We start from the raw sequence: 15,035 nt of genomic DNA on the forward strand, positions 1-15,035 counted from the left end.
GTGAACAGCGTGATTGCCTGGCAAGGCGATTTCGCGCAACGGTTTTCGCGACGGGAACGACCGCGAATGACCGATGCCGAGGGCTGACAGATCCATCCTGATTACAGGGGCACGCGCGCCGGTGGCGCTGCATCTGGCGCGCCTTCTCCATGGCGCCGGGAAAAGGGTGATCCTGGCCGACACGCCGGCGAGGCCCATCGCGGCGGCGAGCAAGGCCTGCGCGCGCTATCGTCGATTGCCGCCGCCGCGCTTCGAGCCACAGGCCTATGCGGATGCGGTGGAGGCGCTGATCCGGGCCGAAGGCATCGGCCTCGTCGTCCCGACCTGCGAAGAGGTCTTTCATCTGGCGCTGGCAGGGCGCGGCGGAACCATGCCGGCAAAAGTGTTCGCGCCCGGCATCGAGATGTTGGCGCAGGTTCACAACAAGCATAGCTTCATCCGGTTGGCTGAACAGCTTGGCCTGGCGGTGCCGGAAACGGCGCTTCTCAATTCCCTCGACGATCTGGAGGCGATACGCGGCCGCTCGCGCGACCTGGTGTTCAAGCCGGTCTGGTCGCGCTTCGCCAGCCACGTTCTGCTGCGTCCGACGCCAGATTTCCTCGATGCGATCACGCCCTCGCCCGCCATGCCCTGGGTGGCGCAGCGTTTTGTCGAGGGCAAGGAGATCAGCGCCTATGCGGTGGCGCGAGAAGGCAGGCTCAAGGCGCTTGCGCTCTACCGTTCGCTCTATCGCGCCGGCAAAGGCGCCGGCATCTTCTTCGAGCGGGTCGAGGACGATGCGGCGCGCGATCTGGTCGAGCGCATCGTCGCCGGCACTGCATGGACCGGGCAGATCTCCTTCGACCTGATGCGCGAGGCGGATGGCCGCGTGCTGCCGCTCGAATGCAACCCGCGCGCCGTGAGCGGCCTGCATTTCTTCCGCGATCCGGCGCGCTTTGTGGATGCCGTGCTCGGCGACGGTCAGGAAGTCAGGCCGGACGTCACCGCCCCGCAAACGGTGCGGCTCGCGATGTGGATTTATGGACTGCCGGCCGCGCTGCGCTCAGGCGGGCTCGCCCACTTTCGCAAGGCGATGCGGGAGGGTCAGGAACTGCTCGACTGGCCGGGAGATACCGCGCCTGTCCGGGCGCAATGGTCGGCGCTGGTGGAGATTGCCGGATTGGCCTTGCGCCAACGCATCAGCCTGCAGGCGGGATCTACGCGTGATATCGAATGGAACGGGCCGGATGGGTGAGGCCGGCGGGACAGCACCCCCCTCTGCCTACCGGCCATCTCCCCCGCAAGGGGGAGATCAGCAGCTCCGCCGGCCGCGCCTTTCCTGCAACGTCGATGATTGGCGAAAGCGGTCGCGACATCCAATCTCCCCCCTTGCGGGGGAGATGCCCGGCAGGCAGAGGGGGGTGTGAAGGAACGCGACCTAACCATCTCTCGAGCGAAAACTACAACTCGATCTGGTGCACCCTCGGCTCGCTAGCTGCCGCCGGCATCTTCCCCTCCATGATCGCCGCGATGTCGCGGCGCAGGAAATCGAGCGGGCCGATCGCCGGTAGGGCTTGCGGCGCGAAACGGGCGTTGTCGCTGGCCGATTTCAGCACGCGGCGGTCCTGATGCAGCGCGACGGTGAAGAGCGGCTTGAAGGCCAGCGCCTTCAGCTCGCCGAGCAGGCCTTGACGCCGGCCGATCAGCCAGCCGACGCCTTCAACCGTGCGTTCGTCGGCCTGGCGAAGATGGAAGGTGGTGGCCAGGACCAGTCCGTCCTTACCCCAATATTCGAGTTCGGCGATGCCGGGATGACGAAAGCGCCCGATGGTTTTCGCGCGCTCGCCTTCGAGCAGCCGGCTGATCAGGCCCTGCTGACGGTCCTCGCCGGTGTAGCTGGCCTCGACCCAGCCCTCGCCGCCGGTCACCTCGACCCGCACCAGATGGCGCTTGGCGGTGAGGCCGCGCAGCAGGCCCTTATGGGTGAAATGGGTATGGGTGGCGTCGAGGATGTTTTCCGCCGCATCGATCACCGTCGACTGCGTCGACGAGCGCACCCGCCGCACGATGATGTCCTTTCCCTGCATGCAGTGCAGGTAAGGCTCTCCCTGCGGCGTGCCTGACGAGATGAAGACGACGCCGTCACGCTCGATCGCAGCGTAGCGGCGGACCCGGTAATGCGGCATGGCGCCGACATGGCCGGGGATCGCGGTGCAGCGGCCCTCGCCATCGTAGCGCCAACCATGATAGGGGCATTCGATCTCGCCGCCGACGATCTTTCCGGTCGACAGCTCGACCAGCCGGTGCGGACAGCGGTCGAACAACGCGGCGATGCCTTGCGCCGAGCGGAACAGCACCACGGGCGCACGATCGAACAGGATGCGCTTCGGCCGCTTGCCGATGTCGGCGGACAGCGCCACCGCCTGCCAATAGGCTTCCCCGCGGCGCTCGCTCACAATTCGAACCTCCTCAGCAGGGGAATGCCGACCAGCGCCAGCACGGTCTCCATGACGCGGATCGCTATCCGCCGACGGCGTGGAAGATGCCCGGCATAGACGGCGTTGTATTCGATCGCGGCGACCGCGCCGCGCCGCCGTTTGAAATCGGCGGCGCCCGCGCTCATGTTGAAGAACAGGCCGCGCGAAGTCGCGTGATCCTGCGCCATCGCCATCATCATGCGATAAAGCCCGTCGGCGACCGGCAGGCTGGTGTCATAGCCGACGACCGGCTGGGTCAGCGTGCCGCCGTTTTCGAACAGGCCGGTGACGGCGACCAGCTCGCCGCCCGGCCGGCGCAATCCCGCCAGGCTGATGATGCCGCGCCGGTGCATCTCGGCGATGTAGTGGGCGGTGTAATGCGGATTGAGCGGCGTGTATTTGTCGAGATAGAGCATGTTGTAGAGCTGCTCGGCACGCGCATAATCGGCCTCGGTGAAATCGTCATTGCCGACCCGCTCGAACGGCGTTGTACGCAGGCGGGCGCGATCGCGCTTCATGTCGCCTGTCATTGCGGGCGCTGCGCTGCGGTCGGCGAAGATGTAGATCTGGCGCGCCGCCAGCATGCGGAACCCCTCTGTCCTCAAGGCGGCAATGGTCGCCGGATCGGCGATATCGTTCAGCGAGCGGATGACGATGGCGCGATCGGGGAAACGCGCGGTCAAGGCCGCGCGCAGCGATGCGATCGCCGGCCGGTCGAGCAGCGGTACCGGATTGGTCGAATAGAGCCAGTTGTTGACTTGCGCCTGACGGTCGAGGCCGCTTGCCCTGGCCAGCGGCGCGCAAGCCCCAATCAGGGTATTCAGCGCGCGCCGCAGCAGCGGATGCGCGGCGAAGTTGCGCGTCTCGTCCATCGCATAGTCGATATAGGCGCTGGTCGGGCAACAGATGTAGCAGTTGTGCGCCTTACTCTCGTCGTTCAACGTCAGCGGAAAAACCCGGCCGGCGACATCGAGCGTCTCGACTTTCGTGTCCAGATTGGCGATGAGATCGCGCACCGGCATCTCGTTGAAAAGCCTCACAAAAGCCTCGACCTTTGCCGGCTTGTTCTCGACCCTGTCGGCCTGCTGCGCAGGCCCTTTTGCGATCGCCGCCGCGCCGCTCATCGCGCCGGCTCCAGGCGGCATTCGACGCGGCGCAGCTTGCGGCTTGTTTCCAGCGGCAGCGGCGTGCGGATGAGCGTCACGGTGGCGACCGCCTTTCGCATTTCCAGCAGCGCGCGGACTGCCTGATGAGCAGCCACCGCCACATCGTCCGCGAACGACGGCGGAAGCCTGAGCTCGATCCTGTCCGGCCCGGTCTGGATGAGGCGGAAATCGTCGATGCGGCGGTCGGCCTTGAGCACGGCGTTGCGCAGCACATCCGGCGTGACCAGGATCGGGCCATCCTGCGACACGAGACGGAAGACATCGTCCATGCGGCCGACGATCTCGTCGACACAGCGCAGAGGCGAGCCGCAGCGGCAAGGTTCTTTGGACAAGCGCAACAGGTCGTTCATCCTGTAGCGCGCCATGATCTGTGTCCGACGGCGAAAGGCCGTCACCAGCGGCGTCACCAGCCCCTCGCCCGCAGGCTCGAATTCGAAGAAGACGGAGTCTTCGGCAAGATGCAGTCCGCCCTGGCGGCAGGTCACTGCGAACAGGCCTTCGGTCGCCATATAGATCTGGTCGAGCGGCAGCCGGAAGAAATCCTCGATAACCGGACGATCGACCGGATCCAGCGTTTCAGCCGCCGAGAAGACACGCTTCGGACGCAGACGGAAACCCTCGCTTGCGAAATGGCGCAGGATCTTCGGCGGCGCGATGATGACCGTCGGGTCGAACATTTCGAGCGCGCCGCGCCAGCTCTCCGGCCCTGCAGTCAGATCGAAGAAGGCGAGCTTGATCAGGCGCGATTTGCGGGCGCTGTCATAGAGCCTGGTGTTCTGCGGCAGGATGACGGCGACACGCATGCCGCGCCACAGAAGATCGGGCGCCGCCTTGGCGAGGATCGCGCCCAGCCAGCGGTATTTTTCGGCCTCGGAAATCACGAACAAGCCGCGATTGCCCGAGGTGCCGGTGCTGGCGCCGACGGTGAGCGATCCGGCGCGGCCGTCGCGCGCCAGGGCCGCCCAGGCTTTTGCGGCGGTGAGACGGTGGATGTTGAATTCGTCGAAGCGCGCCATCAGCAGCGCCTTGTCGGTGACCGGCAAGTCGACGAGGCGCGCCTGCGCCTTGCCGTAAAAGGACGCGCGCGGCAGGTCGCGGTCGAGGAAACGCCGCAGGGCGGCCGCCTGCCAGCGCTCGAAATCGGGCCAGGTCTTGCGCGAGACCCAGCGCGTCAGGGCGAAAGAGCGCACCGCTTCCGCCAGCCCGTTCATGCGGCCTCCGGCGCGAGATCGTAAGGTGTCGGAGCGGGATCATGGCAGAGCATCACCTCGCCGCCGGCGGCGAGGAAGCCGCGCAGCATGGCGCTGGTCGGCTCGATCGCCGCGGCATCTTCGGCGATCAGCGTGGCCGGGAAGCCCGGCGTGCGGTTTTCGGTCAAGGCTGTGAGCAGCCATTGCACATCGACGGCATAAAGCAGCGGGCGCTCCGGCCCGCTGAACAACAGGCCGAACTGGCCATCGGCATGTCCTGGAAGGTCTACCGCGATCACGCTGCCGTCGCCGAAGAGATCGGTACCGCCGGGGAGGTCGCCCTGCGGCGCGACGTGGGGCTTCGCGGAGATACCTTGCAGCCTCGCCTCGAAATCCAGCGGGAAGAGTTCGGCGAAGACGCCGTGGCGCAGATTCTGCCTCGGGCTGCGCGCCTTGACCCGCGCCCAGGCGGCATCGCTGGCGATGAAGCGGGCGTTGCGGAACAGCGACAGGCCCGAAATGTGGTCGGCGTGAAAATGGGTGACGATGATTGTGCGGATGTCATCGGGCGACAGACCGAAATGCCGCAGCACCGGCAGAACCTGCTCGGCCGCATTGAGTTCGGGCTTCAGCAGCGCACCGTAAAGCCGAAGCATGCGGCTGCGCCGCTCACCGCTCAGCGCCTCAGATGTGTAACCGGTGTCGATGAGCACCGGCCCGGCAGTTGGGTGAAAGATCAGCCCATAGCGGACGCGCAGCTTGACACTTTGCCAGCTGCCATCGCGCAAGATCAATCGCTCGGCGGCGCTCACCCAGGCGCTGTTGGCGAAGACGATCCTCATGCCTGCGGCCCACCGGAAAAAGTGCGATCAAGCCCTTGCTCGAACGAGATTTTCGGTGCCCAGCCAAGCATCCGCTTCGCCTTGGAAAGATCGAGACTTTGCGCATAAGCGAAGAGACCGAGCGCATAGCGCGTGACCGGTGGCTCGGGCCGGCCGGGTAACCGAAGCGCCACCGCTTCCATCAGGCCCGCCGCCAGCATCGCCGGCATGAGCGGCGTCGGCCGCCAGCGCGCCTTGAGACCGGCGCGGCTGCAGGCCTCATCGGCGATGCGGCGGACCGGCAGCACTTCGCCGCCGGAGATGTTGAAGACCTGGCACTCCGCTTCCTTGGGCGCGGCAAGCGCCGCTACCACCGCGTCGACGACGTCGTCGACATGAGTGAGGTCGATGGCCGCGCGGCCATCGCGAAACAGCGGCAGCGGCCGGCTCTTTGCAGCCTTGATCAGCCGCGGCAGCAGCGCCCGATCGCCGGTGCCATAGATGCCGCGCGGACGCAGCACCAGCGGATGGATGGCAGGCTGGCCGAGCACGATCTTTTCGGCCTCGCGCTTGGTGCGGGCATAATGATTGACGGGCTCCGGCAACGCCGCGTCCTCGCTGAGGCCAAGCTGGTCGCGGAAGGCAAAGCAGACCGACGGGCTGGAGATGTGGACGAAGCGGCTGACGCCTTGTCGCTCGGCGAAATCGACAAGGTTCTGCGTCGCCGTCACATTCGCCATCTCGAAATCCGCGAGGCGGCCGAAGGGCGAAGAGAGCGCCGCGCAATGGATGATCCGCTCGACCCTGCCAAGCCTCGGATCGAGCGCGCCGTCGAGCAGCTGCGCGAGATCATGGCGGACGATGCGATGGCCGGCGGCCTCCAGCGCGGCGCAGCGCGCTTCATCGCGGCCGAGCCCGAGCGCCAGCGTGCCGGACGCAGCCAGCCGCTCGAGCACATGCGAGCCCAAGAAACCGCTGGCGCCGGTGACGAGCACGGCCATCCCTCAGACCTCCAGCGCCATGCCGCCGAAGGAGACACCGGCAGACGTGCCGAGGAAGAGCAGCTTCATGCCTGGCGCGACGCGCCCCTCGCGGCGCGCGACGTCGAGCGCGAAGGGCATGGAGGCCGCGATCTGGTTGCCGAAGCGGGCGGAGATGTCGACGAGCTTTTCCGGCGCAAAGCCTGTCAGACGCGCCATATGCGCAAGCGCGAACGGGCTCGCCTGGTGCGGCACGACGAGATCGACATCGTCATGCCGCCAGCCGGCGCGCTCAAGCAGGGCGTCGACGAAACCGTTGAAGTGGCGCGAGGTGAGCCGGAACAGTTCCTTGCCGTCCATGTGGAACAGGCTGTGCGCTGCGAACGCTTCCTGCTCCTTGCGGAAATCGAAGCGCGTGCCGCCCGAACCGATGCCGCAGGCTTCCCAGCTCGACGGATAGGTGCGCATCAGGCTCGCCACCACCTTTCCCTCGCTTGCCTTGGCCTTGCGCAGCACGGCCGCCGCCGCGCCGTCGCCGAAGAGTGCGGCGATCTCCGGCGCGTCCTGCCACGGCAAAGCGCGCGAGGCGACCTCGGACGAAAACACCAGCGCCGTCTCGCATTGCCCGGCCTCGATCATGCGGCCCGCGGTCTCGAAGGCGGTGAGGAAGCCAAGGCATGTGCTGTTGACGTCGAAGGCGGCGGCCGAGCCGTCGACAAGGCCAAGGCGCTGCATGACCAAGGGCGCGGTCGCCGGTAGCGGCTGGTAGGGCACGCCGCAACCGCCGACGATCAGGTCGACAGCGCCGGGCTCGAGGCCGGCATCGGCAAGCGCAAGTGTGGCGGCGGCGCAGGCGAGATCGATCTGCGATTCGGCATTGCAGACATAGCGCTCGACGACACCGGTGACGGTTTCAAGCGCGCCTGCGTCAAGGCCAAGCCTGCCCTCCAGTGCGCGCGTGGTAACCCGCTCGGCCGGTACCGCTCTGCCGGTTCCGACGATCCTGATCCGCATCACTCCCCCGACGCATGAGCTTGGCCCTATCTAGCGCAAAAAGCGATCGATAGCGATGTTCACGGGGTCGGCTGATCGCTTCAAACACAACAGCTTGAGGCTTTGTTGCCAATTGCTGATGCCGGCGCTGCCCCTCATCCGCCTGCCGGCACCTTCTCCCCGTATAGTGACGGGGAGAAGAGGGCTGGTCGCAACCTCGGCGCTCTTCCTGCAACGCCGGCGATCTCGATTGCCGGCAGGCACATTCCGGGCCGCGTTGAAACGGTGGCCGCTGTCCGGCGGGGGGACAACCCGCACGGACCGGTGGCCGAGGCCTTGTGGCAGCATCTGCAGGACAGTGCTTCGCTTCCGAGCTAAGCCTTGCGTTCCCAGCGCCGGTCCTGCGTCTGCTGCCAGTAGGTCACGGCGTGGCCGGCTTCCTTCAGCGTCTTCCAATGCGTCCGCGCGCCTTCGAGCTGCGCGGCGTCATGGCCGTCGAAAAGGAAGACGGCGCGCTCGTAGCCCGATAGTTCGGGCGGGCTTGCGTCGTCGACCAGGAAGCGGATCTGCGCCGCGTTCTGGTTACCCTCGCCCGTGGTGAGCAGGACCGGCTGTTCGGCCGGATAGGCCTCGCGGTCGGTGGCATGCGCCAGAAAGGAATCGTCGCGAAAAATCCACAGATGCTGGTCGAGCGCGTCACGGCGCTCCTCGGTGCCGGTCTGCACCACCGCGCGCCAGCCGCGCTCGACGCTGCGCTCGAGCAGGCCCGGCAGCGCCTCCTCGAGCGTCGATTCGGTCAAATGGTAGAACAGGATGTCGGTCATACCGGAACCTAACCCTCGTAGTGGTCGCGGACCAGGCGGTCGAGCAAGCGCACGCCAAAGCCCGAGCCCCAGGACTGGTTGATCTCGCTCGACGGCGCGCCCATCGCGGTGCCGGCGATATCGAGATGCGCCCAGGGCGTGTCCTTGACGAAGCGCTGCAGGAACTGCGCGGCGATGATGGCGCCGCCATAGCGGCCGCCGATGTTCTTCATGTCGGCGTTCTTGGAATCGATCAGCTTGTCGTATTCAGGCCCGAGCGGCATGCGCCATAGCCGCTCCTGGGATGCCTGGCCGGCGCCGAAAAGCCGGCCGGCAAGCTCGTCATTGTTGGAGAAAAGGCCGGCATAATGCTGGCCGAGCGCCACCATGACGGCGCCGGTGAGCGTCGCCAGGTTGATCATGAATTTCGGCTTGAAACGGTCGTTGGCGTACCAGAGCGCGTCGGCCAGGACGAGGCGGCCTTCCGCGTCGGTGTTGAGCACCTCGATCGTCTGGCCAGACATCGAGGTGACGATGTCGCCGGGGCGCTGGGCATGGCCGTCGACGGCGTTCTCGACCAAGCCGACGATGCCGACCACATTGGCCTTGGCCTTGCGTGCGGCGAGCGCATGCATCAGGCCGGTGACGGCAGCCGCGCCGCCCATGTCGCCCTTCATGTCCTCCATTCCGGAGGCCGGCTTCATCGAATTGCCGCCGGTGTCGAAGGTGACGCCCTTGCCGATGAAGGCGAGCGGCGCGTCCTTGGCCTTGCCGCCGTTCCAGCGCATCACCGCCAGGCGCGCGCCGCGCGGCGAGCCTTGCGCGACGCCGAGCAGCGAGCCCATGCCGAGCTTCTTCATCTCCTTTTCGGCGAGGATCTCGACCTCGACGCCGAGCGTCTCCAGCGCCTTGATGCGTTCGGCGAATTCGACGGGCCCAAGCGCATTGGCCGGCTCGTTGACCAGATCGCGCGCAAGCAGCACGCCATCGACCATCGCTTCCTCGCCGGCGAAAGCCTTCTTCGCGGCAGCGGTATCGCTGCAATGAATGGTTACCCTGGCTGGCTTGGCCGCCTTTGTGTCGGATTGGCTGTCTTCCTTGTCTTTCCTGGTCTTGTATTTGTCGAAGGAATAGCTGCGCAGCAGGACGCCGGCGGCGAGGCTCGCCGCCTGGCGACCGTCGGGCTGCAGCTCCGGCAGATCGAGGATGACGGCCACCTCGGTCGCCTTGCGTAGCGTAGCGGCAACGGCGCCGCCGAGCTTCAGCCAGGCATTGTCGTCGAGGCTCGAGACCTTGCCCGCGCCGATCGCCACCAGCCGGTCGACCGGCGTTCCTTCCGGCGCCAGCACTTCGGCCGAGGTTGCGAACTTGCCGGAGAAATCGGCGACCGGAAAGGCGCGTGCCAGCGCACCTGCCGGATCGCAGGCCTTCGCCGCCTCGCCGAGCTCGCCGCCATCGGCCGCGAAGACGAAGACGCTGCCCTTTTTCGGCGCGGCAAATTTGGCGAAGGAAATGGAAGGTCTCGACGTCATCAGGTCCTGCTTTCGGGGATGGCCGTTAGGTGCCGGCGAAGGAAATTTTCAGCGAGCGAGAGGTTTGGCAAGCGTGCGCGACATTTGGTCGTTTTCAGCCATTTGGCAAGACTTTGGCCGAAATCGCTGTCTATATCAGCGCCACCATAGACAAAGGATTCGCCTCGGCACGACCTTAGCTTGCTGCCGTAACTTGCTGTTAACCATCGATGTTTTGCATTTCTTATCCATTGGCGCGGAGACTCCGCCGCGCCGGGGCACGCGGCGTGGGGCGACCAACCGGAGCGAGCCGCCTATGACGCAGTTGTGCGGGTGCCGCCGGATCACTACCTTGTCGGCGGGCATGATGCCGTTCGGCAAAATCGAGAAAAGCCTTCATGAAGGTCGTTGAACGCTACATCATGCGCCGTGCGCTGACGATGTTCCTCGCGGCGCTGGTCTGGACGCTGGCGATCGTGTGGACCACGCAGGTGCTGGCCAAGATCGATCTCGTCACCGACAACGGCCAGTCGGCGCTGACCTTCTTCGAAGTCGCGGCGCTCATCATCCCCTCGATCATCCCGATCGTCGTGCCGTTCGCCCTGGTGGTGGCGGTGGCGCAGACGCTGAGCGCGATGAACACCGATTCGGAGCTGGCCGTGCTCAGCGCCGCGGGCGCCTCGCGCTGGACGATCGCGCGGCCGATCCTGCTGCTCGCCGCTTTTGCCTGCGCGTTTTCCTTCATCGTGGACAACGCCGCCGACCCCTATGCCAGGCAGAAAAACCGCCAGCTGGTGGCGGCCTCGCGCGCCGACCTCGTGTCGCTGATCATCCAGGAAGGCACGTTCCGCAAAATCGACGAGGGCCTTTACCTGCAGGTCGGCGAACGGCTTCCCGGCAACCGGCTCGGCGGCATCTTCGTCGCCGATTCGCGCGAGGAAGGGGCCAGCCTCACCTATTACGCCAAGACCGGCAGCATCGTCGAAAAAGGCGACGAGAAGGTGCTGATGATGAATGACGGCGTCATCAACCGCAAGTCAGTGACCGGCGATCTCTCCGTCATCCGCTTCACCTCTTACGCCTTCGACATGTCGGCCTTCATGTCGGCGGCGAACGACATCACGCTTTTGCCCAAGGACCGGACGACGGCGTATCTGCTCAACCCGGATCCCAACGACAAGATGTTCCAACGCGAACCCGGCAGCTACCGGGCGGAGCTCAACCAGCGCTTCGCCGAATGGTCGTATTCGCTTGTATTCGCGCTGATCGCGCTTGCGGTTGCGGGCGATGCGCGATCGCATCGCGAGGCGCGCATCAATCCGCTGATCACGGCGATCGCAGTCGCGCTTTTCGTGCGATGGCTGGGCTTCTTCGCCGCCGGCAAGGCCGACAAGCTCTGGTATTACGTCTACCTGCTCTACGGCATACCAATCATCGCCTCAGCGGTTTCGATCTGGTTCATCGTCTCCTCGCGCACCATGGAATTGCCGGTCAGTTGGGCCGACTGGCTGACGGGTTTTGCCAAGCGCGCCGGCGACAATTGGACGGCATTCAAGCTCTGGCTCGCCCGGCGCGCTTCTGGCCAGGGAGCCTGACCATGGGCTGGACGCTGGGCCGCTATTTCTTCTTCCGCTATGTCTCGATCACCTTCTGGTTCTTCCTGGGCCTGCTGGCGCTGGTGTTCCTGATCGACTTTACCGAGCTTTCCGGCCGCACGACCGGGCTGCCCGGCTTCACCTACGGCATTGCTTTTGCCATTTCGGCGCTCAGGATGCCGATGATCATGCTGCAGACGGTGCCGTTCGTCGGGCTGTTCTCGGCGATGGCGACGCTGGTGTCGCTCAACCGCCGTTACGAGCTGGTGATTGCGCGCTCGGCCGGCGTCTCGGCCTGGCAGTTCCTGTTCCCCTGCTGCGTCGGCGCCCTGATGTTCGGCGTGCTGTCGGTCGCCATCATCAACCCGATCGCCGCACATGGCTTTTCCTGGTCCGAGCAGATGGAGAACGACCTGCGGGCCGGCAAATCGAATGCCGTCACCACCAATGTCACGCCGTGGCTTCGGCAAAAGACCGAATCGGGCGACACCATCATCGGCGCCCGCGCCATCCTCAACCAGGGGCTGGAGATGGCGGATGCGGTGTTTTTCGTCCTCGACCATGAGGGCAACATCACCGAGCGCAAGGATGCCGCCAAGGCGTTCCTGCGCGACGGCTATTGGGAATTGCAGGACGTCAAGGTCTTCAAGGGCGGCAATATCCAGACGCTGGCGTCCGACAAGGTGCCGACGAATCTGAAGCCGGAATTCGTGCAGGAGCGGCTGGCGCGTCCGGAAACCATTCCCTTCTACGAGCTGCCGCGCAAGATCGAGGTCGCACGTTCCTTTGGACTCAAGGCAAACGCCTTCGCCATGCAATTTGATTCGCTGGTGGCGTTGCCGTTCCTTCTCGTGGCCATGACGCTGATTGCTGCAACGGTTTCAATGAGATTTGCGCGAATGGGGCAGTCGGCAACGATGATTCTGGGTGGCGTCGTGGCTGGCTTTCTGCTTTATGTCGTTTCGGTACTGGTCAAGGCATTCGGTGTCGCCGGATTCGTGCCTACTGTGGTGGCTGCATGGGTTCCGGTTGTCGTGGCTATGTTCTTTGGGGTGACGTTTCTGCTATACAAGGAAGACGGCTAGTGAGGGAGGCGGTTTTGCGCAGCCATAGGCAGGCCGGTCTGGCACGCCTCTATGGGGCGACCGCCTTGGCATGTCTGTTCGCTTGCGCGGTGCCGACGGCACCCGCGCTGGCGCAGACGATCGCTGCCAAGTCCGTCCCTTCAGGCACGCAGATGCTGCTGGCCGCCGATACGCTTGTCTATGACAACGACAAGCATACGGTGACGGCCGTCGGCGGCGTGCAGATCGACTATGGCGGCAACAAGCTGGTCGCCCAGCGTGTGGTATATAACCGCGACACCAAGCGCCTCGTCGCCAGCGGCGCCGTCGAGCTGATCAACAGCGACGGCACCAAGGTCAATTCCGACCATATCGATATCACCGACGACTTCGCCGACGGCTTTCTCAACGCGCTGCGCGTCGAGACGATCGACAAGGCTTATTTCGCCGCCGAGAGCGCCGAGCGCATGGGCGGCGTCCTCACCACCTTCCACAATGGCGTCTACACCGCCTGCGAACCGTGCGAGGACAAGCCGGACAAAGCGCCGACGTGGCGCGTCAAAGCGCGCAAGATCATCTGGAACGGCGAGAAGAAGACGGTCCGCTTCGAGAACTCGAATTTCGAATTCTTCGGCTTCCCGCTCGCCTACCTGCCGGCCTTCGAGATCGCCGACCCGACGGTGAAGCGCAAGAGCGGCTTCCTGATCCCCGGCATCGTCTACAACAACCATCTCGGCGTCGGCGTCAAAGTCCCCTATTACTTCGCGCTGTCTCCGACCTATGACCTGACCGTCACCGGCAGCGGCTATACCAAGCAGGGTTTCCTCGGCGAGGCCGAGTGGCGCCAGCGCTTCAACAACGGCCAGTACACGCTGAAGATCGCCGGCATCAACCAGCAGGACCCCGACGCGTTCATCGATTCCGCCGGCCATAATGTGAATTCCGGCGATGTCGGCGATCCGAACAAGTTCCGCGGCATGATGGGCACCAAGGGCCAGTTCGCCATCAACGAGCGCTGGAATTTCGGCTGGGACGTGCTGCTGCAGACCGACAAGGAATTCTCGCGCACCTACAACATCGACGGCTACAGCGACCTCGTCCACCAGTCGTCGATCTATCTGACTGGCTTGAGCGACCGCAACTATTTCGACGTCCGTGCCATGCGCTTCGAGGTGCAGGAAGACACGCTCTCCAGCGACCCGACAGCGCGCGCCGCCAAGCAACCCTGGGTGCTGCCGTCGCTCGACTACGCCTATATTCCCGACACCTCGGTGGCCGGCGGCCAGCTGTCGTTCAACGTCAACGCACGCGTGATCAGCCGCAACCGGCTGGACGCCGTGCTCGCCAACCCGATCGACGACACTTCCATCAACAATGTGCGCGGCATCGAAGGCGAATCCAGCCGGCTGAGCGCGGAAGCAGAATGGAAGCGCACCTTCACCACCGATGACGGCCTGCAACTGACGCCGTTGCTCGCCTTCCGAGGCGACGCCGGCTATGTCAACGCCAATCAGGCTTCGCTCGATGCCGTCAACCAGATGGGGACGAATCTCGGCCAGGACGTGGACATGCGCTCGTCGCTTGCCCGCTACATGGCCACCCTCGGGCTCGAGGCGCGCTGGCCGCTGCTATTCTCGATGCCCAGCTCCAGCCACATTCTGGAGCCGACGGCGCAGGTCTTCGTGCGCCCGAACGAGCAATATGTCGGCGGGCTGGCGATCCCCAACGAAGACGCGCAGAGCTTCGTCTTCGACGCCACCACGCTGTTCGAGCGCGACAAATTCTCTGGCTACGACCGCATAGAAGGCGGCACGCGCGCCAATGTCGGCTTCCGCTACTCAGGCGCCTATGACAATGGCTGGGGCACGAACGCCATCTTCGGCCAGTCCTATCAGCTCGCCGGCGAAAACTCTTTTGCCGCACCCGATCTCGTCAATGTTGGGGCCGAATCCGGTCTGGACAAGCGGACCTCGGATTATGTCGGCCTTGTCGGCTTCAACAGCCCGAGCGGTTTCTCCGGCTCGCTGAGCGGGCGTTTCGACGAGCAGACCTTCGAGGTCAGGCGCGCCGAAGTGAAGGCCGCCTATTCCAGCCTGCCGATATCGCTCAGCGCCAAATATGCCTTCATCGAGGCGCAGCCGCTCTACGGCTTCACCACCGACCGCCACGAGCTCACGCTCGGCGCCTCGACCCATCTGGCGCAGAACTGGAGGCTGTTCGGCACCGGCACCTACGACATCGAGACAAATGTGCTGGTCAAGGACGGTGTCGGCTTCGCCTACAACGATTCCTGCTTCACTTACATCATGACGTATTCGCAGACGCGTGACACCGTCACCAAGGAAGTGTCGCAGAACATCGGTTTCAACCTGTCGTTCCGCACGCTCGGCGATTTCGGTTCGTCAACAAGCTCTGTCGATACCATCCAGTGACCAAGCGGCAGGCGCGCGGCCTCC

Annotated in this window: 12 protein-coding genes; 4 read left to right on the forward strand and 8 right to left on the reverse strand. The window is 65.0% G+C overall.

Annotated features, from left to right (window positions below; translation table 11 throughout):
* Positions 1–73: 73 nt before the first annotated feature.
* Entirely contained in the window at positions 74–1,234 is a 1,161-nt protein-coding gene (locus FJ956_RS22730; RefSeq protein WP_140680000.1) for an ATP-grasp domain-containing protein, read from the forward strand.
* Between the two features lie 205 nt (positions 1,235–1,439).
* On the opposite strand, the gene FJ956_RS22735 is transcribed toward FJ956_RS22730, so the two are convergent.
* From FJ956_RS22735 to FJ956_RS22775, 8 genes are all read right to left on the reverse strand, one after another.
* On the reverse strand, positions 1,440–2,435 hold the full coding sequence (locus FJ956_RS22735; protein ID WP_140680002.1) for a Rieske 2Fe-2S domain-containing protein: 996 nt from the start codon (positions 2,433–2,435) through the stop codon (positions 1,440–1,442).
* Positions 2,432–3,580, reverse strand: coding sequence for a GNAT family N-acetyltransferase (locus FJ956_RS22740; RefSeq protein ID WP_140680005.1), 1,149 nt, complete (start codon positions 3,578–3,580; stop codon positions 2,432–2,434). The genes FJ956_RS22735 and FJ956_RS22740 overlap by 4 nt, the downstream gene beginning before the upstream one ends.
* Complete coding sequence (locus FJ956_RS22745; RefSeq protein ID WP_140680007.1) at positions 3,577–4,833, reverse strand: F390 synthetase-related protein; 1,257 nt, start codon at positions 4,831–4,833, stop codon at positions 3,577–3,579. Before FJ956_RS22745 ends, FJ956_RS22740 begins: the two co-directional genes overlap by 4 nt.
* Positions 4,830–5,654, reverse strand: a complete 825-nt coding sequence (locus FJ956_RS22750) for an MBL fold metallo-hydrolase (protein WP_140680009.1) — start codon at positions 5,652–5,654, stop codon at positions 4,830–4,832. The genes FJ956_RS22745 and FJ956_RS22750 overlap by 4 nt, the downstream gene beginning before the upstream one ends.
* Entirely contained in the window at positions 5,651–6,634 is a 984-nt protein-coding gene (locus FJ956_RS22755) for an NAD(P)-dependent oxidoreductase (protein ID WP_140680012.1), read from the reverse strand. The genes FJ956_RS22750 and FJ956_RS22755 overlap by 4 nt, the downstream gene beginning before the upstream one ends.
* Positions 6,635–6,637: 3 nt before the next feature.
* Positions 6,638–7,627 (reverse strand): 3-oxoacyl-[acyl-carrier-protein] synthase III C-terminal domain-containing protein, encoded by a 990-nt coding sequence (locus FJ956_RS22760; protein ID WP_140680014.1) that lies wholly within the window; start codon positions 7,625–7,627, stop codon positions 6,638–6,640.
* A 353-nt stretch (positions 7,628–7,980) separates the two neighbouring features.
* A complete protein-coding gene (locus FJ956_RS22770) occupies positions 7,981–8,430 on the reverse strand; it encodes a DNA polymerase III subunit chi (RefSeq protein WP_140680018.1) in 450 nt (149 codons plus the stop codon).
* Positions 8,431–8,438: 8 nt separating this feature from the next.
* Positions 8,439–9,941 carry a leucyl aminopeptidase gene (locus FJ956_RS22775; protein ID WP_140680020.1) on the reverse strand — a complete coding sequence of 501 codons (1,503 nt, stop codon included), beginning with the start codon at positions 9,939–9,941 and terminating at the stop codon, positions 8,439–8,441.
* A 377-nt stretch (positions 9,942–10,318) separates the two neighbouring features.
* Here FJ956_RS22775 and lptF point away from each other — a divergent pair, with 377 nt between their 5' ends.
* The 3 genes from lptF to FJ956_RS22790 are packed head-to-tail and all read left to right on the forward strand — an operon-like array spanning position 10,319 to position 15,011.
* Complete coding sequence (gene lptF / locus FJ956_RS22780) at positions 10,319–11,515, forward strand: LPS export ABC transporter permease LptF (protein WP_140680022.1); 1,197 nt, start codon at positions 10,319–10,321, stop codon at positions 11,513–11,515.
* Between the two features lie 2 nt (positions 11,516–11,517).
* Positions 11,518–12,600: an LPS export ABC transporter permease LptG gene (lptG, locus tag FJ956_RS22785; RefSeq protein WP_140680024.1), complete on the forward strand. Its 1,083-nt coding sequence runs from the start codon at positions 11,518–11,520 to the stop codon at positions 12,598–12,600.
* Positions 12,600–15,011, forward strand: a complete 2,412-nt coding sequence (locus FJ956_RS22790; RefSeq protein ID WP_181170267.1) for an LPS-assembly protein LptD — start codon at positions 12,600–12,602, stop codon at positions 15,009–15,011. The genes lptG and FJ956_RS22790 overlap by 1 nt, the downstream gene beginning before the upstream one ends.
* Positions 15,012–15,035 lie beyond the last annotated feature (24 nt).

The organism is Mesorhizobium sp. B2-4-3 (assembly GCF_006442815.1).
Taxonomy (GTDB): domain Bacteria; phylum Pseudomonadota; class Alphaproteobacteria; order Rhizobiales; family Rhizobiaceae; genus Mesorhizobium.

What these genes read in the sequence shown, in the direction of transcription:
- FJ956_RS22730 (WP_140680000.1), top strand. Translation starts at nt 74, where the DNA reads ATGCCGAGGGCTGACAGATCCATCCTGATTACAGGGGCACGCGCGCCG.
- FJ956_RS22740 (WP_140680005.1), bottom strand. Translation starts at nt 3,580, where the DNA reads ATGAGCGGCGCGGCGGCGATCGCAAAAGGGCCTGCGCAGCAGGCCGAC.
- FJ956_RS22745 (WP_140680007.1), bottom strand. Translation starts at nt 4,833, where the DNA reads ATGAACGGGCTGGCGGAAGCGGTGCGCTCTTTCGCCCTGACGCGCTGG.
- FJ956_RS22750 (WP_140680009.1), bottom strand. Translation starts at nt 5,654, where the DNA reads ATGAGGATCGTCTTCGCCAACAGCGCCTGGGTGAGCGCCGCCGAGCGA.
- FJ956_RS22755 (WP_140680012.1), bottom strand. Translation starts at nt 6,634, where the DNA reads ATGGCCGTGCTCGTCACCGGCGCCAGCGGTTTCTTGGGCTCGCATGTG.
- FJ956_RS22760 (WP_140680014.1), bottom strand. Translation starts at nt 7,627, where the DNA reads ATGCGGATCAGGATCGTCGGAACCGGCAGAGCGGTACCGGCCGAGCGG.
- FJ956_RS22770 (WP_140680018.1), bottom strand. Translation starts at nt 8,430, where the DNA reads ATGACCGACATCCTGTTCTACCATTTGACCGAATCGACGCTCGAGGAG.
- FJ956_RS22775 (WP_140680020.1), bottom strand. Translation starts at nt 9,941, where the DNA reads ATGACGTCGAGACCTTCCATTTCCTTCGCCAAATTTGCCGCGCCGAAA.
- lptF (WP_140680022.1), top strand. Translation starts at nt 10,319, where the DNA reads ATGAAGGTCGTTGAACGCTACATCATGCGCCGTGCGCTGACGATGTTC.
- lptG (WP_140680024.1), top strand. Translation starts at nt 11,518, where the DNA reads ATGGGCTGGACGCTGGGCCGCTATTTCTTCTTCCGCTATGTCTCGATC.